Annotated in this window: 19 protein-coding genes and 1 tRNA gene; 10 read left to right on the top strand and 10 right to left on the bottom strand. The window is 56.6% G+C overall.

The genetic code is table 11. The annotated features are described in order from the left end of the window. The 4 genes from P4G45_RS10115 (at position 1) to P4G45_RS10100 (ending at position 5,106) form a co-directional block, all read left to right on the top strand. On the top strand, positions 1-1,317 hold the full coding sequence (locus P4G45_RS10115) for an HlyD family secretion protein (RefSeq protein WP_348266358.1): 1,317 nt from the start codon (positions 1-3) through the stop codon (positions 1,315-1,317). Positions 1,318-1,437: 120 nt separating this feature from the next. Then, positions 1,438-2,466 (top strand): VTT domain-containing protein, encoded by a 1,029-nt coding sequence (locus P4G45_RS10110; RefSeq protein ID WP_348266357.1) that lies wholly within the window; start codon positions 1,438-1,440, stop codon positions 2,464-2,466. Between the two features lie 294 nt (positions 2,467-2,760). Beyond that, positions 2,761-4,350, top strand: coding sequence for a UbiD family decarboxylase (locus tag P4G45_RS10105; protein ID WP_348266356.1), 1,590 nt, complete (start codon positions 2,761-2,763; stop codon positions 4,348-4,350). 273 nt (positions 4,351-4,623) lie between these two features. Beyond that, positions 4,624-5,106 carry a hypothetical protein gene (locus P4G45_RS10100; protein ID WP_348266355.1) on the top strand — a complete coding sequence of 161 codons (483 nt, stop codon included), beginning with the start codon at positions 4,624-4,626 and terminating at the stop codon, positions 5,104-5,106. A 143-nt stretch (positions 5,107-5,249) separates the two neighbouring features. Here P4G45_RS10100 and P4G45_RS10095 read toward each other — a convergent pair whose 3' ends face one another. The 6 genes from P4G45_RS10095 to P4G45_RS10070 form a co-directional block, all read right to left on the bottom strand. Beyond that, positions 5,250-8,339, bottom strand: coding sequence for a CusA/CzcA family heavy metal efflux RND transporter (locus tag P4G45_RS10095; RefSeq protein ID WP_348266354.1), 3,090 nt, complete (start codon positions 8,337-8,339; stop codon positions 5,250-5,252). 14 nt (positions 8,340-8,353) lie between these two features. Next, the gene (locus tag P4G45_RS10090; RefSeq protein ID WP_348266353.1) at positions 8,354-9,538 is read right to left on the bottom strand and encodes an efflux RND transporter periplasmic adaptor subunit; all 1,185 of its coding nucleotides are present in this window, start codon (positions 9,536-9,538) and stop codon (positions 8,354-8,356) included. Then, positions 9,535-10,863, bottom strand: a complete 1,329-nt coding sequence (locus P4G45_RS10085) for a TolC family protein (RefSeq protein ID WP_348266352.1) — start codon at positions 10,861-10,863, stop codon at positions 9,535-9,537. Before P4G45_RS10085 ends, P4G45_RS10090 begins: the two co-directional genes overlap by 4 nt. A 489-nt stretch (positions 10,864-11,352) precedes the next feature. Beyond that, positions 11,353-11,428: transfer RNA gene (locus P4G45_RS10080), tRNA-Lys, on the bottom strand. 126 nt (positions 11,429-11,554) lie between these two features. Beyond that, positions 11,555-12,409, bottom strand: a complete 855-nt coding sequence (locus tag P4G45_RS10075; protein WP_348266351.1) for an MqnA/MqnD/SBP family protein — start codon at positions 12,407-12,409, stop codon at positions 11,555-11,557. 89 nt (positions 12,410-12,498) lie between these two features. Beyond that, entirely contained in the window at positions 12,499-13,095 is a 597-nt protein-coding gene (locus tag P4G45_RS10070; RefSeq protein ID WP_348266350.1) for a biotin transporter BioY, read from the bottom strand. A gap of 490 nt (positions 13,096-13,585) precedes the next feature. Here P4G45_RS10070 and P4G45_RS10065 point away from each other — a divergent pair, with 490 nt between their 5' ends. After that, positions 13,586-13,990, top strand: a complete 405-nt coding sequence (locus P4G45_RS10065) for a septum formation initiator family protein (protein ID WP_348266349.1) — start codon at positions 13,586-13,588, stop codon at positions 13,988-13,990. Positions 13,991-14,036: 46 nt separating this feature from the next. Then, positions 14,037-14,729 carry a flavin reductase family protein gene (locus P4G45_RS10060; RefSeq protein ID WP_348266348.1) on the top strand — a complete coding sequence of 231 codons (693 nt, stop codon included), beginning with the start codon at positions 14,037-14,039 and terminating at the stop codon, positions 14,727-14,729. Positions 14,730-14,734: 5 nt separating this feature from the next. Here the strand turns inward: P4G45_RS10060 and P4G45_RS10055 are convergent, their stop codons facing one another. Both P4G45_RS10055 and P4G45_RS10050 read right to left on the bottom strand, forming a co-directional pair. Continuing rightward, on the bottom strand, positions 14,735-15,580 hold the full coding sequence (locus P4G45_RS10055) for an ATP-binding cassette domain-containing protein (protein WP_348266347.1): 846 nt from the start codon (positions 15,578-15,580) through the stop codon (positions 14,735-14,737). A 9-nt stretch (positions 15,581-15,589) separates the two neighbouring features. After that, positions 15,590-16,369, bottom strand: a complete 780-nt coding sequence (locus P4G45_RS10050; RefSeq protein ID WP_348266346.1) for an ABC transporter permease — start codon at positions 16,367-16,369, stop codon at positions 15,590-15,592. A 135-nt stretch (positions 16,370-16,504) separates the two neighbouring features. Here P4G45_RS10050 and P4G45_RS10045 point away from each other — a divergent pair, with 135 nt between their 5' ends. From P4G45_RS10045 to hpnE, 4 genes are read left to right on the top strand one after another with little or no spacing between them, the layout of a single operon-like run. Continuing rightward, positions 16,505-17,560, top strand: a complete 1,056-nt coding sequence (locus tag P4G45_RS10045; RefSeq protein WP_348269245.1) for an alcohol dehydrogenase catalytic domain-containing protein — start codon at positions 16,505-16,507, stop codon at positions 17,558-17,560. A gap of 5 nt (positions 17,561-17,565) precedes the next feature. Continuing rightward, a complete protein-coding gene (gene hpnC / locus P4G45_RS10040) occupies positions 17,566-18,498 on the top strand; it encodes a squalene synthase HpnC (RefSeq protein ID WP_348266345.1) in 933 nt (310 codons plus the stop codon). Then, positions 18,495-19,400 carry a phytoene/squalene synthase family protein gene (locus P4G45_RS10035; RefSeq protein ID WP_348266344.1) on the top strand — a complete coding sequence of 302 codons (906 nt, stop codon included), beginning with the start codon at positions 18,495-18,497 and terminating at the stop codon, positions 19,398-19,400. The genes hpnC and P4G45_RS10035 overlap by 4 nt, the downstream gene beginning before the upstream one ends. Continuing rightward, entirely contained in the window at positions 19,397-20,797 is a 1,401-nt protein-coding gene (gene hpnE / locus P4G45_RS10030; RefSeq protein WP_348266343.1) for a hydroxysqualene dehydroxylase HpnE, read from the top strand. Before P4G45_RS10035 ends, hpnE begins: the two co-directional genes overlap by 4 nt. A 134-nt stretch (positions 20,798-20,931) precedes the next feature. Here hpnE and P4G45_RS10025 read toward each other — a convergent pair whose 3' ends face one another. Continuing rightward, on the bottom strand, positions 20,932-23,403 hold the full coding sequence (locus tag P4G45_RS10025; protein WP_348266342.1) for an ATP-dependent Clp protease ATP-binding subunit: 2,472 nt from the start codon (positions 23,401-23,403) through the stop codon (positions 20,932-20,934). A 244-nt stretch (positions 23,404-23,647) separates the two neighbouring features. Next, a complete protein-coding gene (locus tag P4G45_RS10020; RefSeq protein ID WP_348266341.1) occupies positions 23,648-24,355 on the bottom strand; it encodes an ABC transporter ATP-binding protein in 708 nt (235 codons plus the stop codon). Positions 24,356-24,382 lie beyond the last annotated feature (27 nt).

The following is a 24,382-nucleotide window of genomic DNA, read 5'->3' as shown; positions in this document are numbered from 1 at the left end:
TTGCCAGACCAAGGGAATCACAATCGCGACGAACAGACCGCGGAGATCAGCGGCACGGTTCAGATCAAACGGCACGGGGACACAGATCATGTTGATTCAGGCAGGGGCGGCCGTATCGACGAAGAGGAAGCTGCCCAGCCGGAGAAGTCGTCGCGACGGAAGTTCATCATTATTGCGGTGCTGATCTTCCTCGCTGTGGGCGCGGCCCTGTTTTACTGGCATTCCACCTTCACGGAAGATACGGACGACGCGCAGGTGGATGGCAACCTTTACCAGGTAAGCTCGCGAGTTACCGGGCAGGTCATCAAGGTCTACGTGGATGACAATCAGAAGGTGCAGGCGGGGCAATTGCTCGCGGAGATCGACCCGAAGGACTACCAGGTCGCACTGGAACAGGCCCAGGCGAACCTTGCCAGCGCACAGGCTGCAGCCATCCAGGCAAATGTGAATGTTCCGATAACCAGTACAAGCGTGCATACGAGCGTGAGCACGACGAATTCCGATGTTCAGGCTGCGATGGCTGCCGTTGCCCAGGCACAGAAGCTGGAACAGGCGGCAGCGGCAAGGGTCGACCAGGCGAAGGCTAACGCGGTGAAGGCGAGTCTGGATGTTGAGCGCTATACGCCGTTGGTGCAGAAGGACGTCATTTCGAAGCAGCAGTACGATGCGGCAGTGGCCCAGGCTGCTGGGACATCGGCAGCCGTCATCGAGGCGCAGTCGCAGCTGATCGGGCAGCAGGAAGCCATACGTGAAGCGCAGCAGCGGTTGGCGCAGGCGCGTTTTTCTGCAACCGAATCGGTAAAAAATGGTCCCCAGCAAATCAAGGTGGAGCAGGCCAAGGCCAATGCGGCTCTCGCAGAGGTGCAGCAGGCGCAGGCCAAGGTTGATGAGGCGCGGCTGAACCTGAGCTATACGCACATTACTGCCCCTACAACTGGAATCGTCAACAAGAAGAATGTGCAGGTGGGTGCCAATCTTTCGATCGGGCAAGACCTGCTGACAATCATTCCGCTGACTGATCTATGGGTTACTGCGAACTTCAAAGAGACGCAGATTCAGCATATGCATCCGGGCCAGGACGTTACGATTGAGGTCGATGCTTTGGGCGGTCGCAAGTTCCATGGCAAACTGACGCAGATTGGCGGCGCCACCGGCTCACGGCTGTCGCTGTTTCCACCTGAGAATGCTACCGGCAACTATGTGAAGGTGGTGCAGCGGATTCCCGTGCGCATCGACTTCACCAATCTGCAAAAGGAGAACGGGGACTACGCGCTTCGGCCAGGATTCTCGGTCACTCCGTATGTGACGGTCAAGTAGCTCGGCAATTCAAAAACTAATAAGCAGCCCAGCCCGCAGACCGGCCGGGCTGCTTATTTTTTAAGGGCAAGACGTTTCGCATCCAAACTCTGGTTTAATTCATCTACAAGACATACTCCTATGCCGATCGCGCTTGTATTTTTCGTTCATTATGCCTACCTGATCCTGTTTCTCTGGGTTCTGGCGGAGCAACTCGGCATACCGGTTCCCAGCGTTCCCGTGCTGCTGACGGCGGGGACCCTCAGCGCGACTCACCGGATTCACCACTCGTATGCGCTCGCGGTTGTGCTTGTAGCCTGCATATTGGCTGACACGCTTTGGTTTGCGCTGGGGCGTCGCTACGGAAAGAACGTGTTGCAGCTCCTGTGCCGGCTATCGTTCGAGGCCTCGACCTGCGTCAGCAAAACCGAAGGGTACTTTTCGCGGCGTGGTCCGGCCACCCTGCTGATTTCGAAGTTCGTTCCGGGGCTGAGTACGGTCGCCGCGCCCATTGCGGGGCAGACGGGGATGTCGTATGGCCGGTTCTTTATCTGGGACTTGGCGGGATCGATTCTATGGGCCGAGACTTTTCTGCTCGCCGGGCGTTTCTTCGGAGACCTGGCAAAACGCAGCGCGCGGTTCTTTCAGCTTCTCGGCCACTTCGCATTCGCCATCTTCATCCTGATGGTGTTTGGCTTCTTTGCTTATCGCATTCTTAAACAGCGCAGATTTTTGCAGCAGGTGCGGAGTATGCGGCTTGACCCTGCTGAATTGAAGGCCATGATCGATAGCGCCGAGGCGCAGGGAAATACTCCTCCATTTATCGTCGATCTCCGCCATCCGCTCGATTATCTGCCCGATCCGCGTGTGCTGCCGGGCGCGTTACGCATCGGTCCGAATGAGGTCAGGCAGCATAGCGAGATCATTCCACGAGACCGCGATGTAATTCTGTACTGCACCTGCCCGAGCGAAGAGACCAGCGCCAAACTGGCCATGCAACTCCACAAGCTGGGGATCTATCGTGTGCGACCGCTGCGCGGAGGCTTCGAAGGATGGAAGGATGCCGGGTATCCGTTGATCGACTACGTCCAGGACACTCCACATTCGCTTCCGGTGCTTACGCAGATCGCCGCTTCCACGCCCCGGAAAGGCTTGACGCACCCTCTATAATTGAAAGACGGGGGCAAGATCATATTCAATATGTTTTTCTTCGCTGCGCTCTTTCGCAAGCGAGGCTAAGTCGTATGAATGCAATACTTTGCGTCAAAAACTTCCGTAAAATCAGTACTTTGCATCATAAGTCCGGCATTAAGTTACATGTTTTGAATACTTTGCATGCTTTGTGGGGGGGGGAGGGGGTACCTCTAGCATCCTGAAGTCCAAGGGTGGCAAGAGTGCTCTTTGTTTCTTCCGAAACCGTTACCATAGATTTTCGACCGCGGTGCGCCGTGGCAGGAGATGTAATTGGCCTATAGCGATCTTCGCGACTGGATAAAGCAGCTCGAAAAGGCTGGAGAACTGAAGCGCATCACGGCTGAGGTCGATCCGATTCTTGAGATGGCAGAGATTGCCGACCGTGCCGCAAAACTGGGGCGTGGCACGGCGAAGGCCGGCGGACCGGCTTTGCTGTTTGAGAATGTCAAAGGCTATCCGAAGGCGCGAGTGTTGATGAACCAGTTCGGCAGTGAACGCCGGATGAAGATGGCGCTCGAGACCGACTCGCTCGATGACATCGCAGGTCGCATTCGTGAGTTGCTGCATCCGGTTTCGCCGACGAGCTTTATCGACAAACTGAAGATGTTGCCGAAGCTGGCTGAGGTTGGCAGCTTTTTCCCGAAGCTTATTTCTGCAAAAGACGCGCCTTGCAAAGAAGTGATTCATCGTGGAGAGGACGTCAATCTTCTTGATATTCCGATTTTGAAGACGTGGCCTCAGGATGGCGGCCGGTTCATCACGCTGCCGTGCGTGATTACGCGTGACCCGAAGTCAGGCAAACGCAACGTCGGGATGTACCGTATGCAGGTGTACGACGGTAAGACAACAGGGATGCACTGGCAGCGACAGAAGGTTGCTGCTGAACATATGCGTGACCGGTTGCGGGCCACGACGCCTGATGCTGCGAGCGGTGTCGATCTGATGGCGCTGACCGCAGGAGGAACGGCTGCGGCTGCTTCGCTGGAGACGCTGAATGCGACTACGCTGACGAAGATTCGCAACGACCGCATGGAGGTCGCGGTGGCGATTGGCACAGATCCCGCAACTACGTTTTCGGCGATTGTCCCGGCGCCTCCCGAGGTCGAGGAGTATTTGATCGCCGGTTTCCTGCGACAAAAGCCGGTTGAACTGGTGAAGGCGGAGACTGTTGACCTGGAGGTGCCTGCTCATGCGGAGTACATCCTTGAGGGTTATGTTCAACTCGGCGAGCTCCGCACCGAGGGGCCATTCGGCGACCATACTGGTTTCTATACGATGCAGGACGACTATCCGGTCTTTCACGTTACCGCGATTACGCATCGCAAGCAGCCTGTCTATGCGGCCACGATCGTTGGTAAGCCGCCGATGGAAGATGCATGGATGGGCAAGGCGGTTGAGCGCATCTTTCTGCCGCTGATGCAGATGACGCTGCCCGAAATAGTGGATGTGAACCTTCCGCCTGAGGGGGTATTTCACAATCTCATGATCATCTCGATAAGAAAGTCTTATGCCGGCCATGCGCGCAAGGTGATGAATGGCATCTGGGCGATGGGACAGGCGATGTTTACGAAATGCATCATCGTCGTCGATGAAGATTGCGATGTGCAGGACATTGCGGAAGTGGTCCTTCGCACCACCAACAACATTGATCCTGAGCGCGACATTCAATTCACACTCGGACCCGTGGATTCTCTCGACCATGCAAGTCGTTTGCCAAATTATGGAAGCAAGATGGGCATCGATGCCACACGAAAGTGGCCCGCGGAGGGATTCGCGCGCCAATGGCCTGCGATGCTCACGATGCCGCCCGAGGTGAAGTTGCATATTGATGCACTATGGAAGAAGCTGGGGATCGAATAAGTACATGTCTGTTTTTTGCTAAATGACTGTCGCTCTTGAGATCGCTACTGTTGTCTCGCTTCTTGGGTACTGGTCGCATTCTTGCACTATTAATGTTGGTGGGAGATAGCAAATTATTGTTGGGCAACGTGTTAGCTCTGCGGCGCTTCTAACTTCTTCAGCGGGATTTCCAGAAATTCTCCTGGAGGTATTACTTTGAAACGACATCAATTGATTGGCTTATTTATTTTTGTGTTTGGCTTGTCCATAGCCTCTCATGCGCAAGCCGTTCCAATGGCCACACGTGTAGGGGGAGCACAGGTTGGTGCAGGTTTCACCTTCGCGATTCCCGACTATGGTCCGACTTATATCAAGGGTTATACGATCTATGCCGATGCCGATCTATGGCGCAGGTTTGGTTTCGAGGCTGATGTGCATCAGGTCAACGTACTGACGCCGACCGATATTGGTGAGGACACCTACCTTATTGGGCCGAGGTTTTCTGTGATACGGCAGGACCGCTTCACCGCTTATGTGAAGGCACTCGGGGGGCTGGGGCGTTTCGAGTACCAAACCGGCTATTATCGTCATCCCCACACCGATACTTTCGGCGTCTTTTCAGTGGGGGGCGGTATAGATTTTCGCGCATCGCAGCATATCAATATCCGTGCCATCGACATCGAAGCGCAGAAGTGGCCCAGTTATGGAACGCCTGGATTTCCGGCGCATGGGTTGAGTCCGTTCGTTACAACGTTCGGCGTCGCGTATGCCTTCTAGTTTTCTACCGGAGTAAGGTAGGCATTATTTCGAGAAGAGCATCGTGCTCCTTCATTTTGAAGGAGCACGATTTTTGAGCAGATGAGATTGGCAGCGCGTTAGAGACTGTCGGCTGGTACAGTCTGAAGAAACCGCCGCAACGCTCATACCTGTAAGACGTCTCCATCCCGAGCGACCATCTCGTACAGTACAGGATTAACGAAAAACCCAAGGAAGAGCCGCGAGACAAGGCCAGCGACGATTACGATCGCAAATGGCTTCTGCGTGTCCGAGCCAATGCCGGTGGAAAGCGCCGCGGGCAAGAGTCCGAGACAGGCGACGAGGGCGGTCATCATGATCGGGCGCAGCCGCAGGAGCGACGCCTCGCGAGTTGCGGTGCGGATGTCTTTATCTTCGAGGCGCAATTTATTAATGTATGAGACCAGGATAACTGCGGTCTCGACTGAAACGCCCATTAGAGCGAGGAGACCGAGCCCTGACGAAACGCTGAAGGGCGTATGCGTCAACTTGAGAGCGATGAGGGCGCCCACAGGTTCGGTCAGAAGAACGCCAAGCGCGATGGTCAACGGGAATTTAAAATTGCCGTAGAGCGCAAACAAGATCATAAAAATGATCAGCAAGGCGAGCGGTCCGATGAATTCCATCTGATGTTTTGCTTCAAGAAATTCGCCATACTCGCCACCCCACGCGAGTCGGTAACCCGGGGGGAGAGATTTTGCAATATCCGCGATGGACCGTTGGCCGGCGAGCACGGCGCTCTCAAGATCGCGCCCGTCGATGCTGTACTGCACTCCAATGTAGCGGGAGTTGTTTTCGCGATAGATGAACGATGCGCCGCCGGCCTCATGAATATTCGAGAGTTCGCTCAAAGGAATCTGCTGACCGGTAGGCGTGCCGACAAGAAGATTACCAATCTGCTGCGCATTTTCGCGGAACTGGGGTTTCATGCGTACCACCAGATCGAAGAGCTTCTCGCCCTGAATGACCTGTGTGGCCGCCTGTCCGCCTACAGCCGCTTGAACAATTGCCTCGACGTCCGCAACGTTGATGCCGTAACGGGCGATTTTGTCGCGATCGACATCAATCAGCAGGCTGGGTTGGCCTAACTCCCGAACGACGGTCAACTCCGAGAAGCCGGGTACCTGTGAGAGTCTGCGTTTGATCTCCAGCGCCTTGCTTTGCAGGACATTCAGATCTGGTCCATAAATCTTTACGGCGAGCGCGCTCTTGAGGCCTGTCAGCGCTTCATCCACAGCATCTTCGGCGGGCTGAGTGTAATTGAAGATAACGCCGGGAAAGGCCTGGAGCTGTTTCTCAATGTCCGCAGTCAGTTCGGCTTTGTTGTGGATCGCGCCCGTCTTCCAGGAGGCGTCGGTGTAAGGCTTGAGGCCTACGTAAAACTCATCGTTGAAGAAGCCGGTGGGGTCCGTGCCGTCGTCCGGGCGGCCAAGCTCGGAACCAACATCGGTGACCATTGGATAGCTCATCAGGAGATGGCGGACTTGGGGCGAAAACTTGCTTGCCTCCTCAAACGACACCGTATAAGGCATGGTTGCGCGCACCCATAGCGCGCCCTCGTCGAGATGCGGCATGAACTCTCCACCGATGAAAGGGATGAGCAGGAGAGTGGCGGCGAAGATCAGTGTGGAAACGATCATTGTGACCTTTGGGTGGTCGAGGCACCAGTCGAGCTGGACGGCATACTTTTTGCGCAGCCACTCAAACGGCTTGTTCGCCCGCTCGCGCACGCCGCCTTTGAACCAATAGGCGCACATGACCGGCACGAAGGTGAGCGTTAAGATCAACGCCCCTACAAGTGCGATCGAGACCGTGTCCGCCATAGGCTTGAATAGCTTGCCTGAAGGGCCGCTGAGCGCGTAGATGGGGAGATAGCCGGCGATGATGACAGCCACGGAATAGAAGATGGGACGATCAACGTCCTTTGCTGCGGCGAGTATTACTTCATGGAGGTCGTAGCTCTGTCCCTCCAGATCACCCAGTTCGCGGAAGATATTTTCTACCATCACCAGGGTTCCATCGATGAGAATTCCAAAATCAATGGCTCCGATGGAGAGCAAGTTCGCAGCGATGCCTTGCAAATGCAGAAAGATAAAAGAAAAAAGTAATGCGAGTGGAATGGCGAGCGCTACGATAACAGCGGCGCGAATGCTGACCAGAAAGGCCATGAGGACAAGGAGGACAAGGGCCATCCCCAGCATCATGTTGTGTTCGACGGTGTCGATGGTCAGTTGAACGAGATCGCTGCGGTCGTAAAAGGGATGAACTTTTACATCGGGCGGAAGGATGCCGTCGTTGAGTTGCTGGGTCTTGGCTTCGACGCCCGTCAGGACGTTCTGCGTTTGTTCGCCGCGCCGCATCATGATGACGCCTTCGACCGCATCATCCTCTTTATTGAAGCCGAATTCGCCCAGCCGCGGAGCGTGTCCTATGACAACTTCTCCTATATCGCGGATACGCACCGGCACGCCATTCTGCGTTCCCACGATGACGTTTCCGATGTCGGAGGTGTCACGAATGAGCCCGAGGCCGCGAACGTAATAGATCTGACTGCCTTGGGAGTAAAAACCGCCGCCAGCATTGGAATTATTGACGGAGAGTTGCTGTATTACCGTCGGTACGGTGAGGTGATACGCGTAAAGTTTCGCCGGGTCGAGAAGCACCTGGTACTGCATGACGGTGCCGCCGAATCCGGAATCGTCCGCGACTCCGGGGACCTGTTTATATTCGCGCTCAATCACCCAGTCTTCAAATGTCTTCAACTCTTGCGGTGTGCGGTCAGGGCTCTCCAGAGCGTATCGATAGACGAGACCGGATGGGCTTGCCAGAGGTGCAAGTGTAGGTGTCACTCCCGTCGGATAAGTTACTTCGCTAAGTCGCATAAAGACTTCCTGGCGAGCAAAATAGTTATCCGTCCCTTCGTCGAACGTCAGAATGACATCCGAGAGCCCATAGAGGGAAATCGAGCGCATGATCGACATCTTTGGGACGCCGTTCATCTCAACTTCAGTCGGAACGGTCACCAGCCGTTCGATCTCTTCGGCTGCATGACCGGGCCATTGGGTGATGATTTCTACCATTGGAGGAGCGAGATCCGGGTAAGCGTCTACTGGCATGTGGTGGAAGGAGATCACTCCGCCGATAGCAATGAAGGCTACCAACAGCAGGATTAACAGGCGTTGCCGCAACGCGAACTGGACGACATGATGAATCATTCGAAGCCGCCTCCTCAGTGTTGCAGCGAATTAGCAAACTGAAGAAACAAGCTGCCATCGCCCACAACCCTTTCTCCAACGGAAATGCCGTTCAGAATTTGGGTCTGGCCATTCTGGCTTTCACCTAATTCCACATCGTGCCTGCCAAATTGATTTGCGCCACCCGCGACATAGACGAATGGTTGATTATTGTCATCGCGCAGAATGGCTGAATTAGGCACTGCGATCACATTTGAGAGCTTGCCTGCCGTGACAATGACGTTGCAGTACATATCCTTTTTTAACTTCTCGCCTGGGTTGTCCACGACGATGCGCGCCTGCAGCGTTCTTGTATTCGGATCTAGCGCGGGTGAAACGTAGGAGATTCGTCCGTGAAAGCTTCCGGGATACGCGTCGGTCTGGACAACGACGCTGTCGCCGCTTCGGATGAAGGCAAGGTTGGTCTGGTAGACATTCGCGAGCACCCATACGGTGCTAAGATTCGAGATCGTAAAGGCCTGTGTTTGGCCGGCCTGTACGACCTGACCGGGTGACACGAGGCGCTCAACTACTTCTCCGCTGATGGGCGCAAGCACCGGAATCTCCGCTGAAGAAGGGGCTTTCGCCAGATCGGCAGGATTCTTGATGCCGAGAATTTTCATGCCTTGCTCAGCCGAGTTCAGGTCCGCTCTAGCCTGGTTGCGGTCCGATTCAGCCTGCTCAAAATCGCGTTCCGCGATGGCGTGATGCTGATAGAGATCTTGTGCGCGGGCGTAGTTTTTATCTGCCAGGCGGAACGAATCAGACGCTTTCAAATAAGAGCCCAGCAGCTGTGAGTAATCGGGACTGCTCACATCGAGCATTGGCTGGCCTGCTTTGACGTGTTGCCCGGGCACAGCCAGAATCCTGCTGACTGGACCGCCCACCTGAGTGATGACCGGCGTTGTGTTGAACGCGTTGTACGCGACAGTACCCGTAAGCCGAAGCGTGTTCGTCAGAGTGGTTGGCTCAATCGTGATGACCTGTACATGAGACATTTGGTCTTGCGGAATGGTGAAGAGCTGCGGCGTAGCAGACTTCGAGGGAGTTGCAGAAAAAGACGTCATCTGGCTTGCATGTTCGCGGTCCTTTGAGTTGCAGGCCGTGAGCATCAACGCGAACATAAGCGCCATTGCACCTGAAATTCTGAAATTGCGGCGCGTGATCGGTGCAGTTGTCATGGTAAGCTCCTGGTTCCTACCGCTTCACGAAGCTGTTCGAGCGCGAGCAAGTACGATGCAAGCGCCTGGCGATACGCGAGTTGTGTAGATCGATAGCTGCGCTCTGCGTCAAGAAAATCGAGCAGGCTCGCCGCACCGCGCTTGTAGGCGTACTCGCTGATGTCCCGAGATTGCTGCGCTTCGTCGAGATATCCGGAACGATAGAGTCCGACGACTTGATCGTTGGTGCGCAGGTTCTCAAAGGCGTCTCTCACGTCCGTCAGCACCTGCCCGTTCGCGAACTTCTCCTGTTCCTGTGCCTGTGAAATGGCAAAGCCGGTGCGCGCTATCTCGCCCTGATTGCGGTCGAAGATGGGTAGCTCCATCTGTCCGAAGAAGGAAAGGTTATTGATGTCGCTCAGGTGCGAGTAGCTCACTTGGCCGGTTACATCCCGTTTGCCTATCGCCTTTTGCAGATCATGCTGACTGTTCGCGGCGGCCACTCCTAGCCGCGCTGCCTGCAGGTCCGGCCTGCTCTGTAAGGCCTTTGCTTGAAAATCTTCCAGATTGCCCTTGACGGGTTGGTAATCGAACGATCCGGCGACGTCATAGTCGGCAACAATCGATTCATATCCGAGTAGTTGCCGCAGATCGGAGAGTCCCTGGACCCTTGCGAGCTTCGCCGTGGACACATCCTGCTGGAACTGAAGCATCTGAAGCTTGATCTTCAGAAGATCGCCCTCGCCGATGTCTCCTGCCTTGTAACGCGCTTCGCCGATATCGACGGTGTTCTGAAAGCTTTTGAGGTCTTCGGTCGCGAGGGCAAGCGTCGATTCGGCAAGCTCGACATTAATGAACTGCGAGGCTACGTTGAAAGTAAGGCTGCGCTCAGTGTCGGCCACCTGCGCCCGCGTCACGGCGGTCTGGTCTTTGGCTGCCTGAAGACGGTGCTGCCGCTTCTTGCCGCGTTCGAACAGATAGCTGAGGCCGAGATCGAACTGTGCCGTGGTGTCGAGGTAATCCGCACTGAACTGGCTTGGCTGCAAGATCGGCAAAAACTGCGAGTCGCCTGAGATCACGGGGTTGGGGCGCAGATTCGCCGTGATCTCCGCAGCTTGATTCTGCTCGATGCCAGTGCGGGCAGCCAGCAGATTATGGTTATGCTGTAGCGCCATCTGAATTGCATCGTCGAGTGAGATGATGACCGCGCCGGGCTTCTGGGCAAGCGTATGCGCTTGCGGTGCGGGTGGTGACGGATTTTGTGCGGTCGGAGACTGCGCACCTGCTACTCCAAAAAAACACAAGGGAACTAGAAAAATTAGGTAATACAGACGCCGTAGACGCATAAATCAGCCTTCTTCAACAGGTCGATACACCGATTGGCGTGCTGGAGCAGCACGGAAGAAATGCGAAAGCTATGCGGGAGGTGCGCGGGCGGGAATATGGCGGGGAGAGGAATCCGGCGTGAAGCTAACATTTTGAGACTGAAGTTCTATTCCTGTGGGGACCAGAACGTATACCTGGACGCTAGCTACGGAGGGCTCGATAGCAAGATGGCCGAGATGGCAGATCGGGCAGGTGTCCGGAGAAGTGGTGGCATGGTGATGCCAGACCATCCCGAGCGTAGTGCACATCAACAACGCAAGAAGCGCTATTGGGATCACCATTCGCCAGATCCGCTTTCGCTCAGCCATGATTGAGGCAGGGTAAAGAACCTGCGTACCTTGTGGCCTAGTTTAGTCCAGAATTATTATTTTGGGGATGAAGCTGGAATTTAATGTCACTAGATTCATCACTTGAAGGATAAATCTAAATATTAGATTTTCTGGAAGAAGTGGTGGACGCGGTAGGGATCGAACCTACGACCAGTCGATTAAGAGTCGAATGCTCTACCAACTGAGCTACGCGTCCATTTTGACCTCAATTGCATGAGGGGGAAGTGATTGAGAGGCACACCTTGAAGCCAGTCTGCCGCGATCAATCGACTTAGTTAAGATAACACAGCTTGCAGGATGGAATCATCCTGCAAGCTGCTGGCTAGCCGACAAAATCTACGTTGGCGCGAATGGGAATAATGCCGCGGTCGAAGCCCATGTCGAGCAGCTTGCGAATGGCTTCTTTACCATCCTCGCCATAATTCAAGGTGCGTTCGTTGACGTACATTCCGACGAAGCGGTTGGCGAGACTCGGGTCGAGATCGCGGGCAAACTGCATGGCGTAGGCCAGTGCCTCTTCGCGGTGGTCGAGAGCGTGCTGGATGCTGTCACGCAGGGCGTTGGTGGTGGTAAGCAGGGTCTGCGGGCTGAACGAGCGGCGGATAGCATTACCCCCAAGAGGGAGGGGAAGGCCGGTCTCCTCGCGCCACCACTGACCAAGGTCAAGGAGCTTTACAAGCCCGTCATTGGCGTAGGTCAACTGGCCCTCGTGGATGATCAGTCCGGCATCGAACTCGCCAGAGACCACAGCGGGAATGATCTTGTCGAACGGAACTACGGTAGTCTCGATGTCCGGCGCGAAGAGCCTCAGAGCGAGATAAGCCGTAGTGAGCGTGCCCGGGATAGCGATGCGCGTCTTCTTTACCTCGTCGAGCGTGAGCTTGCGGGGGGCGACGATCATCGGGCCATAGCCCTCGCCGACGCTGCCGCCACACGCCATCAGCGTGTACTTGTCCTGCAGATAAGGATAGGCGTGGAAGGAGATCGCGGTGACATCATAGAAGGCTTCGTTGATGGCGCGGTGGTTCAGGGTTTCGATGTCGGTGAGAGTGTGGTTGAACTTGAAGCCGGGGACGCGGATCTTGTTGGTGGCCAGACCGTAGAACATGAAGGCGTCGTCAGAGTCGGGGCTGTGTGCGATGTTGATCTCTTGAATTGCAGTGTTGGCGGTAGGCATAATTCGGTAATCCTTGGGAGAGTAAGAGGGATAAGAGACGCGGCCCGTCAGTGTCGGTTCAGGACGTCAAGAGGATCATTGTTACTGGATCAGGAGCGCCGCCACTTCTGCATCGAACTGAAGATTCCGGCGGCAGCAGTGATTTTGATGGCTTCGCCCGCGAGGAACGGCGCCACCGCAAGGCTCCACACTGCGGTACTGCCAAGGTGCAGAAGGTGCGCCAGCCAGCCAGCGCCAAGAGCGAAGGTGATGATGCTGGAACCAATTCCGGCAAGGATCGCGCTGCTGAAGCGGGACACAACGCGAGGCATGGCACGGACGATCCAGCCAGCGGCCGCTGCAGCCAGCGGGTAGGCAAAGAGAAAGCCGGCGTCGGGTCCGAGCAGGTGCGCCATACCGCCGGGGCCAGCGGGACTGAATACAGGCAGCCCCATGGCACCTTCCGCGAGATAGAGAACCATGGTCGAAAATCCTGCAACCGGTCCGAGAACCATGCCGATCAAGATAACGGCGAATGTCTGGAGAGTGATTGGTACCGGGGTGAAGAAGAGGGGGATCGATACATGCGCACATGCGGCGACGAAGAGGGTAGCGGCCACGGACAGTGCGATGCGGCCGGGCAGCGTCTCGTGGAGCGGCTTGGCGCCTTCGAGCAGGCCGGAGTGGGAAGAGGTAACAGGTTGCATAGGGCAGGTCCTTTCGCGTTAGCCGCGGTTGGCTGAAATTGCCTTGTTGTAAGAATCGGTATGGCTTTGGCTGGCGTGCCATCTTCTGTTTGCCGAGGGATCCTGAGATGACGGACTATTTGCGTCTTTCGCCGCGGAGAATAGGTATTGCCCGAACTCCGGCTGAGTCGGGGTCGAGGAACTCTCGCGCTTGTGGCTGGCGCGGATGCGTCGGGTGATCGCCATCGCCGCCCATAGGAGAGCGAGAAAAGAGAGAATCGAGATGGCAAAGAGGATTCGCATCAAACAGAAGACCCAGAAGAAGAATACCAAGATTGCATCCGGTTCGTGCAGCTGATGTGATCTCTTCGCCTATTCCCAGTTTAAATTTACAAAGGGCTACCCGCCCCGTGACCAATCTGTCAGTACGAACTTGGTACACTCGCACGCGAAGATAGTTTTCCACTTGACGGAGCGATGTGCGAAATTTGTACTGGACAATAGAAGAGATATGATTCGTTCCGGCACAAGAGTCACAGCGGTAAAAAAGTCGAGCGGCGTAGTGCGCCTGTACGAATGGGTTCAAGGCGGCTGGCGTAAGGTCGCTACAGGAGCGGCCGCGGTGCTCGCGTTGGCCATGGCCTACCATGTGATCTTTGGCCAGAATGGCCTGACGGTCTATCAACAGAAGCGGCAGGAGACGCAGGTACTGGCGAAGCAATTGCAGACCCTGCAGCATGAAAATGATCTGATGAAGGGCCACGTCGACCGACTCCAGAACGATCCGAATGCGATCGAGCATCAGGCCCGCGAGGAGCTGCACTACACCCGCCCGGGTGAGGTGATCTATACACTCCCGCCGGATCCGGCCGCAAAAAATGCGGCTGGCCAGGGCAGCGCTGCAAGCCTTAGATAGTTGATCCCTTTAACAACTTTGGATCGCGCTTGACGCTGGCGGCGACATGTATCCCCTCATTGCCCATACGGTAGGCGTCGAAGAACACTGGGAGTCGCCAATGAAGATCAATATGGAAGAGGCTACGGCACGGCAGACATACAACCTGCTGATCGGACTGGTAGCGCCGCGGCCCATTGCCTGGGTGACCAGCATGAACGAGGAAGGCGGCCTGAATGCCGCTCCCTTCAGCGCTTACAACTACCTTTGCACTGACCCGCCAATTATAGGGATCGGCGTCACTGACCGTCCGACTGGCGGCTTCGTCCCTAAAGATACCGCAAGAAACATTCGGCGCACCGGAGAGTTCGTCGTCAATGTCGTGACCGAAGATCTTATTCGCCAGATGAATATCTGTGCAACCGACTTTCCCGCAGAGTTCAACGAACTGGAGATGGCGGGATTGAGCACCGCACCCTCTCAGGTGGTGAAGGTGCCGCGCATCGAACAGGTCCACGCCGCGCTGGAGTGCAGGGAATACACCACGATGGAAATTGGCAGATCTCGCATTATCTTGGGCAGGGTGGTTGCCATCTACGTCGAAGATAAATTCGTCGATCCCGCCGGTCCGTACGTGCTAGCCGAGGAATTACATGCGATCGGCCGGATGAATGGGCTGGGCTCTTACGTAAAGACCAGGGAATCTTTTCTAACCGTGCCGAGAATCTCATACGAAGAATGGAAACAGGGAAAACGGTAACCCCGTCATGAGATGTATTCCTTGAGCCAGGGATCGGTCGTGTGGACCAATGCCTTGGTCGCGCCATCGAAGACTACTTTTCCTTCATTCAGGACCAGAAATTTGGTGCTGTCATCGATTCCGTTATCAGAAATCAACTCCATCTTCCCGGCCTTTAGGTTGAAGCGATTTCGTGCGAGCACGATTGCATCTTGCAGGCGATGGGTAATCAGAAGTGAGGTCGTGTGGGAGACGTCACGCTGCTTCACTACAAGCTCGATGATCGTGGTCGACGTGATGGGGTCGAGGCCGCCCGTAGGGGAGTCGTAAAGAATAAGGTCTGGGCTGGAGATAATTGCGCGGGCAATGGAGACGCGACGGCGCATTCCGCCCGAAAGCTCCGATGGAAACTTAGCGATGGCATGCTCCAACTCGACGAACTGCAACGCTTCGACCACCCGTTTGTGGGCTTCGTCTTCAGGAACTCGATCTTCGTGAAGTCGGTAGGCTACGTTGTCTTCAACCGAGAGAGAGTCGAATAGCGCCGACTCTTGAAAAACCATACCGATGCGTGACCGCAGTTTGAACAGGTCATTCTCGTGCATCGTTGTAATTTCCTGGCCGAATACTCGTATCGATCCCGAGTCGGGACACAAGAGCCCATTGGCGAGCTTCATCAGGACAGACTTGCCGCAGCCCGCCGGTCCAAGAATGATGCGGGTTTCGCCGGGCTGCACCTTGAAAGAGATGTTGTCTAGAACGGGCTTTCGGTCGAAGCCGATGGAGACATCCTCGTAGACGACCACGGGTTCTGTCGAATCGGCGCTGCTTTCATTCAATGAAAGGCTAGTGCTGGCGAGTTCTTCAGTCATGGTCTGCTCTCAACGGCCAAAGATGCCGATCATCACTCGGCTGACAAGGAAGTCGACGACAATGATGAAGACAGAGGAGACGACAACTGCCTGCGTCGTCGAGCGGCCGACGCCCTGGGTTCCGCCTTTGGTCTTCAATCCGAAGTAGCAGCCGACGGTAGCGATGATGAAACCAGAAAACAAAGGCTTCGTGAGCCCCTGGACGACATCGGCGAAGACCAGTGCGCGATAGGAGTTGTGGAAGTAGGCCGATCCATTGAGCCCGAGCAGCCCCACGCTGACCAGGGCGCCCCCCGCGATACCCACCGCATCGGACAGAATGGTGAGAAAAAACAGCATGAAGACCGTCGCATAAAGCCGCGGTGTGACAAGTTTGCGGATGGGATCGGTTCCCAGAGCCCGCATCGCGTCGATCTGCTCAGTCACCTTCATTGAGCCAAGCTCCGACGCCATTCCCGAAGCGTTGCGTCCGGAGATCATCAGTCCGGTCAGTACGGGGCCGAGCTCTTTCACCATCGAGAGTGCGACCAGATTGCCGGTCATACTTACCGCGCCAAACTGCTGCAACGACGTTGCCGATTGCAACGCCAGCACGCAGCCCGTAAAGAAGCCTGTCAGCACGACAATGGGCAGGGATCCAAAGCCAATCGAATCCATCTGGGTGAATATGTCGGGCCAGTAACGGGGACGCGAAAATATGTTCGTGATGGCGTGCCACGAGAGCAGCGCGTAGTCCTGAACGGCGGCGACCTTTTCTTTTGCGAATACCTCTGGAGAGACGAAGGGCATCTGGTTATCAGGCTCAATGTATCAGATGCAAGGGACTCCATGAAGATTGCATCTTATTGCCCGGATTGGAGAAGTTCTTTTCGGTACTCCTGAACGGCGGCCAAAAATGAGAAAATAGAATGGATCATGGCTGAAATGACAGCGGCGGTGCTGTATGGCAAACAGGACCTGCGATTGGAGCAGGTAGCGGTTCCGCGTCCGCGCGATGGCGAGTTGCTGGTTCGCGTAAAAGCGGCACTGACCTGCGGCACCGATCTGAAGGTCTATCGCCGCGGTTATCACGCCAGAATGCTGAAGCCCCCGATGCGCTTTGGCCACGAGCTTGCTGGAATCGTCGAGGAGGTAGGCTCCGGCGTTACCGCGTTCCACAAGGGAGACCGGGTAGTCGCGTTGAACTCCGCACCCTGCGATGTTTGTTTCTTCTGCACCCACGGCCAGCAAAATCTTTGTGAAGACCTCCTCTTCAACAACGGTGCATATGCCGAATTCATCCGTGTCCCGGCACGCATTGTGGAAAAGAATACGTTGCTGGTCCCCGATGATGTCCCGTTTGAGCACGCTGCTTTGACGGAACCATTGGCCTGCGTCGTTCGTGGACTGGAAGAGAGTGGAGCTAAGGCAGGCGATACGATGATCGTCATCGGTGCCGGTCCTATCGGGCTGATGTTCATGCACGTCGCCGAGATCGCAGGCGTCCACGTCATTGCAGTCGTCAAGCGGGAGGACCAGATCGACGCCGCAAAGTTATTCGGCGCGAGCAGCGTTCTGCAGATCTCGTCGGTCGATGACGTAGTCGCAGCTGCACGTGCCTTAACACCGCAGGGACGCGGCGCTGATATCGTCATCGAGGCGGTAGCCATCCCCGCTACTTGGGAGTGGGCAGTTGATATGGTCCGCAAGGGCGGTGTCGTCAACTTCTTCGGAGGGCCGCCCAGCGGCACCAAGGTACAGCTTGACACCAACCGCTTGCACTACGGCGACATCACGTTGAAGGCCAGCTTCCACCACACGCCCGCAACCTGCCGCACCGCGTTTGAGTTGGTGACCAGCCGCCGCTTCAAGTGCGCAGATTACATTACCGGGCGCGTCGGTCTGGAAGAAGTTCCCGCCGTCTTCGCGCGCATGATGAATCGCAGCGGAAGCTCGCGCGAGATCAAGACCGCCGTCTTTCCTGCCGGGGTGCCAGAGTGAGCGAAATGTCTCTATCCGAACACGCCCTGCTTGGTGCGCCGCACGAATACCTCACTCCGATGGAGCGGCCAACGCTCGAAGAGGCGCAGGCCTGGTGTCGCAAGCTAGCCACATCGCACTACGAGAACTTCCACGTTGCCACCTGGTTTCTCCCCCGCAAGGTCAGGCCACACTTTGAGAGCATCTACGCCTATTGCCGCGTTGCAGACGATCTCGGCGATGAGGTCGAAGACCCGGCAATTGCCACGCGCCTCCTCGACGCCTGGGGCTCGATGCTCGACGAGTGCTACGACACGCCGCAGCGTTCCATGCATCCTGTTTTTGTGGCGCTGCACGAGACCGTGCGCGAGTGCGGCGTCCCTCGCGAACTCTTTGCCGACCTGCTCCACGCCTTCCGTATGGACCAGGTCAAGACCGAGTATGAAACCTGGCACGAATTGCTCGAATACTCGCGCTACTCGGCCAATCCCGTCGGTCGGCTGGTCTTATGGGTGTGCGGATACCAGGAAGAGTCGCTGGCGTTGCTCTCGGACAAGGTCTGCACCGCTTTGCAATTGGCGAACTTCTGGCAGGATGTGACCGAGGACGCCGATCGTGGCAGACGGTATATTCCGGCGGAAGCTATGGCGCACTTTGGCGTCGAGGACGGCCAGATTGAGGGCCGCGTCTTTACGCCCGAGTTTGCCGCGATGATCGAAAGCCTTGTAGTGGGTACCCGCGCCATGCTGCGCGACGGTGGCGTCATCAGCTCCCACGTCGATAAGGAACTGGCAGTCACGCTGGACCTCTTTCGCAAGGGCGGCGACGCCATTCTCGACGGCATCACTGCGGAAAACTTTGATGTGCTGCGCGGCAGGCCCGTCGTCTCGAAGGTGAAGAAGTTGAGCCTGCTGGCTGGAGCGTTGATAGCGAAGATGCGGGCGGGGCTTACGACGTGACCATTGCCGAAGCCTATGCTGCCTGCCGCACGATAGCGCAGCGCGAGGCCAAGAACTTTTACTACGCCTTCCGCGTTTTGCCGCGGCACAAGAGCGACGCCATGTGTGCGGTCTATGCCTTCATGCGTCGCGCCGACGATATCGCCGATGACGAATCGCTCACTCTCCCCGAGCGCCGTCAGGCGATGAGCGCCTGGGTCGAATCATGGCGAGCCGCGCGCCGTAGCGGAGTGTCCGGCGATCCCGTCTTCCTTGCCCTCAACGACACGCAAAAGCAATTTGCAATTCCCGATGCGCTGCTTGAAGAGCTGGTGCAGGGAACCACCATGGACCTCGAACCCCATCTTGGAGCCGCCGTAGAAGTGCAGACATTCGCCACCTTCGACGATCTCTACCGCTATTGCTATCTCGTCGCCTCGGTCGTTGGACTCGTCTGCATTCGTATCTTCGGCTACACCGATCCCCGCGCAGAAAAATTGGCCGAAGAGACAGGCATCGCATTTCAGTTGACGAACATCCTTCGTGACGTGAAGGAAGATGCAGAGCGCGGACGAGTTTACCTGCCGCAGGATATGCTGCATGAATTCGGCAGCAGCACTGAACGAGTCCTGGCCCTGGCCCAGGGCGCTGGAGTGGAATCACCAGACAGAGCCATGCTCCGCCAGCTGGCAGCGAAGGCCGAGGCCTATTACAAGTCCGCAGACCAACTCCTTCCTCTGATCGATAAAGACAGCCGCGCCGCCCTGTGGGTGCTCGTCACCATCTACCGCAATCTCCTTGTCAGGATAGGAAAGCTCGACAACGATGTCTTCTCTCAGCGTGTCAGCGTGCCGACATCCTCGAAGCTGCTGACTCTCACGCAAGGCATGTCGATGGCATTGCTCAATCGGATGACGTCATGAGCGACCCTGGCAACCAGGACGCGATCGTTATAGGCGCAGGCGTAGCCGGCCTCGCCGCTGCCGTAGCGCTCGCGGACGCGGGGGCGACGGTAACGGTGCTGGAACGGCGCCCGTACATCGGTGGCCGTGCCTATTCCTATGAGCATCCTGCCCTCTCCGAGACCATCGACTCGCAGCATGTCGTTCTTGGCTGCTGCACCAATATCCTCGACCTGTGCCGTCAGGCCGGAATGTCCGACACCATCCGCTGGTACGACGAATTGACCTTTCTCGAACCCGGTGGCCGCCGCAGCTTGTTGCGTCCCGGCAACCTCCCTGCGCCGGCGCATCAGGCGATCAGCTTCCTTCGCGCTCCCATGCTCTCACTGCGCGACAAGGTTGCGATCGCCTCCGGTCTCGCCCGCTTCCTGCATGGCTACCCAGCGAACGATACCGAAAGCTTCGCCTCCTGGCTCAGTCGTACCGGCCAAACCCAGCGGGCGATCCGCCACTTCTGGGAGCCGGTCGTTGTCGGCGCGCTCAATGATGGTTTCGAGCGCTGCTCGGTGAAGTACGCGGGCAAAGTCTTCCATGAATCCTTTTTGCGCTCTGCGCCGGCCGGTCGGCTCGGCATTCCCGCGGCCCCGCTCAGTGAATTCTTCGCTCCTATCGCCGAGCTTGCCCGCCGTAAAGGCGTTGCCATCAACCTCAAGTCAGGCGTCGAGGGCATCGAACAAACCTCGGAGAAGAACTGGCTGGTAAAGGCAGGCGGAGAGGTCTACACGACCTCCTCCGTCATCCTCGCCACTGACTTCAGACAGACAAAGAACCTGCTTGCCGGCCTTAAATCCTCGATCGGCCGCAACACGACGCTGAACGAAGACTTCGACAAATTTATTCCCGCGCCTATCACTACAGTTCACCTCTGGTATGACGGTGACGTGGTCGACATCGACCACGCTGTTCTTCTGGACACTCGCATTCAGTGGATGTTCGCCAAATCGCGCATCCGCCGCTGGGCCGCCGAGCGCGGCAGCTATCTGGAGTTGGTCATCAGTGCCTCATGGTCCGAGTTGGAGATGGGAAGGGAACAGATACTCACCTCTGCGCTTCAGGAGCTGGAGCTGTTCTTCCCCGCGGCGAAGACGGCAAAACTTGTAAAGAGTGGAGTGCTGAAAGAGGCCCGCGCCACCTTCTCTGTCATTCCCGGTCTGGACCGATTCCGGCCTAATCAAACTACTGAGTGGCCCGGACTTTATCTGGCAGGAGATTGGACCGCAACGGAGTGGCCTTCGACGATGGAAGGTGCCGTGCGCAGCGGAAGGCTCGCCGCCGGTGCCTTGATGGGGAATCCTGATCGCTTCATGTCCCCCGAAGCTCCCGCGCAAGGCCTCATGCGTTGGCTGAGCCGCCAATAACCTTCTACCCTTAGTCCTTTTTCTTGTCATCCTTCCGCAAAGCGGAAGGGCCTGCTTGTGTCAGTGACAATCTTCCGCTTAAAGCGAGAACGCCTCAGCAAAAGCCGAGGCGTTCTCGTTCATACTTTCTGAAACTAAACGGTAGTCAGGGCAAGTCCAGCCATCTTCTCTTCACCCTCTGCCGCTATTGGCCGATAGAACAGCGCATTATTTTCCATGTAGACCTCAAGGAACGCAGGACGCTGTGCAATTCCGCCGCCGATAAGAGCTTCCGACAACGGATCCTCAACGTACTTCTGTAACGCGCGGCGTAGCGGACGAGCGCCGTACGTGCGGTCGGATGCAGTCTTTTCGATGATCCACTTCTTCGCCCCGTCCGTCACTGAGATAGTGATCGCCTTGTGCACCAGATTCACATTGAGCTGCTGCACCAGCAGTTCGAGAATCTGCATCAGGTCGGCGTCCGAGAGCGACGTAAAGATGATGATCTCGTCCAATCGGTTCAAGAATTCAGGATTGAACGTGCGCTTTACTTCACCACGTACCAACTCTTCCATCTTGTCCAGCACCATGTCTTCTTTCTCGCTCTGGAAGCCAAGCCCCTGCCGTTTCTGCAGGTGCTTCGCTCCAATGTTCGAAGTCATGATGATGATCGTATTTTTGTAGTCGACCGTATTGCCGAGTCCATCCGTCAACTGCCCATCTTCAAAAACCTGCAACAGCAGATTGAAGACATCCGGGTGCGCCTTCTCGATCTCATCGAGCAGCACAACACAGTACGGATTACGCTTGACGCGCTCTGTAAGCTGGCCGCCCTCTTCGTAACCAACGTATCCCGGAGGCGAACCGATCAGCTTGCTTACGGAATGCTTCTCCATGAACTCCGACATATCGAACCGGATGAGCGCCTTCTCACTGCCGAACAGGAACTGAGCGAGCGTACGCGCCATCTCGGTCTTGCCGACGCCCGTGGGCCCAAGGAAAAGGAAGCTTCCAATCGGACGCGCCGGATTTTTGAGGCCAGCTCGAGACCGCCGAATCGCGCGAGCCAGCGCAGAGATCGCCTTGTCCTGCGAGATCACGCGCTTATGCAGCTCTTCTTCGACACGCAACAGCCGTTGCGTCTCCTCTTCTTTGAGCGAAGTAATGGGAACGCCGGTCCAGCGGCTGACAACATCCTCGATATCTTCACGCGTCACAATGCCCGCCGAGGAATCATCCAGATGGTATTTGTCACGCAGTGCCCGAAGGTTCTCCCGCTCTTTGCGCTCTTCGTCCGAATAGAACCGAGCCTTCTCGAACTCATGATTTGCAATCGCGTTTTCCATGCGATGCACGATGAACTTGATCCGCTTTTGAACCTCGGTCAACTCTTCGGGAAGGGAAGTCTGTCGCAGCTTCACCCGCGCACCGGCCTCGTCGATCAGGTCGATCGCTTTGTCCGGCAGGAAGCGATCCGGAATATAGCGGCTTGAGTGCGAAACGGAGAAGGTGATCGCGTCATCGGTATAGCTGACAGCATGAAACTTCTCATACTTGTCCTTGATGCCCATGATGATCTTGATGGCATCTTCCTCGTTCGGAGGAGGAACCTTCACTGCCTGGAAACGCCGTTCCAGAGATCTGTCCTTCTCAATCGACTTGCGATACTCAGCCGGAGTCGTCGCGCCGATGCACTGAATCTCGCCGCGGCTCAACGCAGGCTTCAGAATGTTTGCCGCATCGAGCGAGCCCTCCGCCGAGCCCGCGCCAACAAGTGTATGCAGCTCGTCGATGAACACGATGGAGTTCTGGTTCTCCATCAACTCCTTCATGATCGTCTTCAGCCGCTCTTCAAACTGACCGCGATATTTTGTGCCTGCAACAATCAGGGAAAGATCAAGCGCCAACACACGCTTGTCCGCCAAAAAGCTGGGAACTTCGCCATCGGCGATCTTCTGTGCCAGCCCTTCCACAATAGCGGTCTTGCCAACGCCGGGCTCTCCGATCAGAACGGGATTGTTCTTCGTCCGGCGGCAAAGGATCTGGATGACGCGATCCACTTCTGCATCACGCCCAACCAGAGGATCGAGTTGTTGATCCATGGCGCTTTGCGTCAGGTCGCGCGAAAACTCGGCCAGCATACTCTGCTCACCGCGCTGGGTCTTGCCTGTGCCTTGCGAGGCGGGCGCCTTCTCCTGCGTCGTCCGCTGCAACTCCTCGCGGATGGCCGGCAACCTTAACCCGCGCTCCGTAAGAATTTCGGCCGCAAAGCACTTCTCCTCGCGCAGCAACCCCAGCAGCAGATGTTCGGTCCCGATATGCTTGTGCGAAAGCCGCTCGGCTTCTTCAGCCGCATAGGCAAGCACTCGCTTGCACTCGTTCGACAAGGGCAGATCGACGGAGGTCGAAACCTTCTCCCGAATCGTCGTATGACCTTCAATCTGCTTGCGTATTGATTCCACCGAAGCGTGCGACCGCAAAAAGCGGTTCGTCAACGCCTTGTCCTCCCGCAGCAACCCTAACAACAGGTGCTCTGTCTCGATATAAGGCGACCCGAACTGGCTGGCCTCATACCGAGCAAAGAAGATCACCCTCCGCGCCTTCTCCGTATAGCGTTCGAACATGTTATCCCCTTCAACGCCGGCCACCACCCAGCCCGAAGGCCGCATGGCGCCGTTGGTACCGTACCGTCCCTGTGCTAACCGCTCACCGAGACCTTCAGGCTACTTCGGACTGCGAAGCATCCATCCCACTTCTATCAGTGTAGTCGCCTGCGCAACACATCGGGAAATCCCTCAAAAGTTATGCAATACCCTAGCACTCTCTATTAGATGAAGGCTATGTAAAAAAGACACCAAGCCTGCTGCCTCACCTGCCTATCTCTTCCAGACGTCCCTCACGCAGCCTCAACATCCTACCGCAACGTCCTGCAAAATCAAGACTATGCGTGACGATGACGCTGGTCAGCCCATGCGCGGTGTGCAGACGTTGAATCAACCCAAATACCGCTTCGGCTGTTTTCTGGTCGAGATCTCCGGTAGGCTCATCGGCCAGCAGAATCTTCGGTTCCGTCACCAGGGCACGCGCCAGGGACACCCTCTGCTGCTCTCCGCCGCTCAACTCTCCGCTGCGATGCTCAGCCCGTTCCGCCAGCCCCACTTCGCCCAGCCATACCTTGGCCCGCTCTAAAGCTGCCGAACGCCCCATCCCACGAGCCAGCAAGGGCATAGCGACATTCTCCAATGCCGTAAACTCCGGCAAAAGGTAGTGGAACTGCCAGACGTACCCCACATCTCTGTTCCTGAAATCCGCCGCCTGTCCAGCCGAAAATTTACTCAACCGGTTCACCCCGCACCAGACCTCCCCCGCCGTCGGCGTGTCCAGCGCCGCCAGCAGGTGCAGCAGTGAACTCTTACCCGCGCCGCTCTCCCCAACGATCGCCACCATCTCGCCGGCATGAACCGTCAGGTCCAGGCCGCGAAAAAGTTCCAACTCACCCCGTCCGGCTGCGCCGGGAACGGCGGCATAGGTCTTCGTCAGGCCCTCGGCACGCAGCACCACCTTTGGCTCAGTCATACCGGGCAACGGCTCTAATCTTCCCTC

The sequence above is a fragment of the Edaphobacter paludis genome (assembly GCF_039993895.1).
GTDB classification, from domain to species: Bacteria; Acidobacteriota; Terriglobia; order Terriglobales; family Acidobacteriaceae; genus Edaphobacter; species Edaphobacter paludis.
Note: the sequence above shows the minus strand (reverse complement) of the source record. Positions and strands in the feature narration are given on the sequence as shown.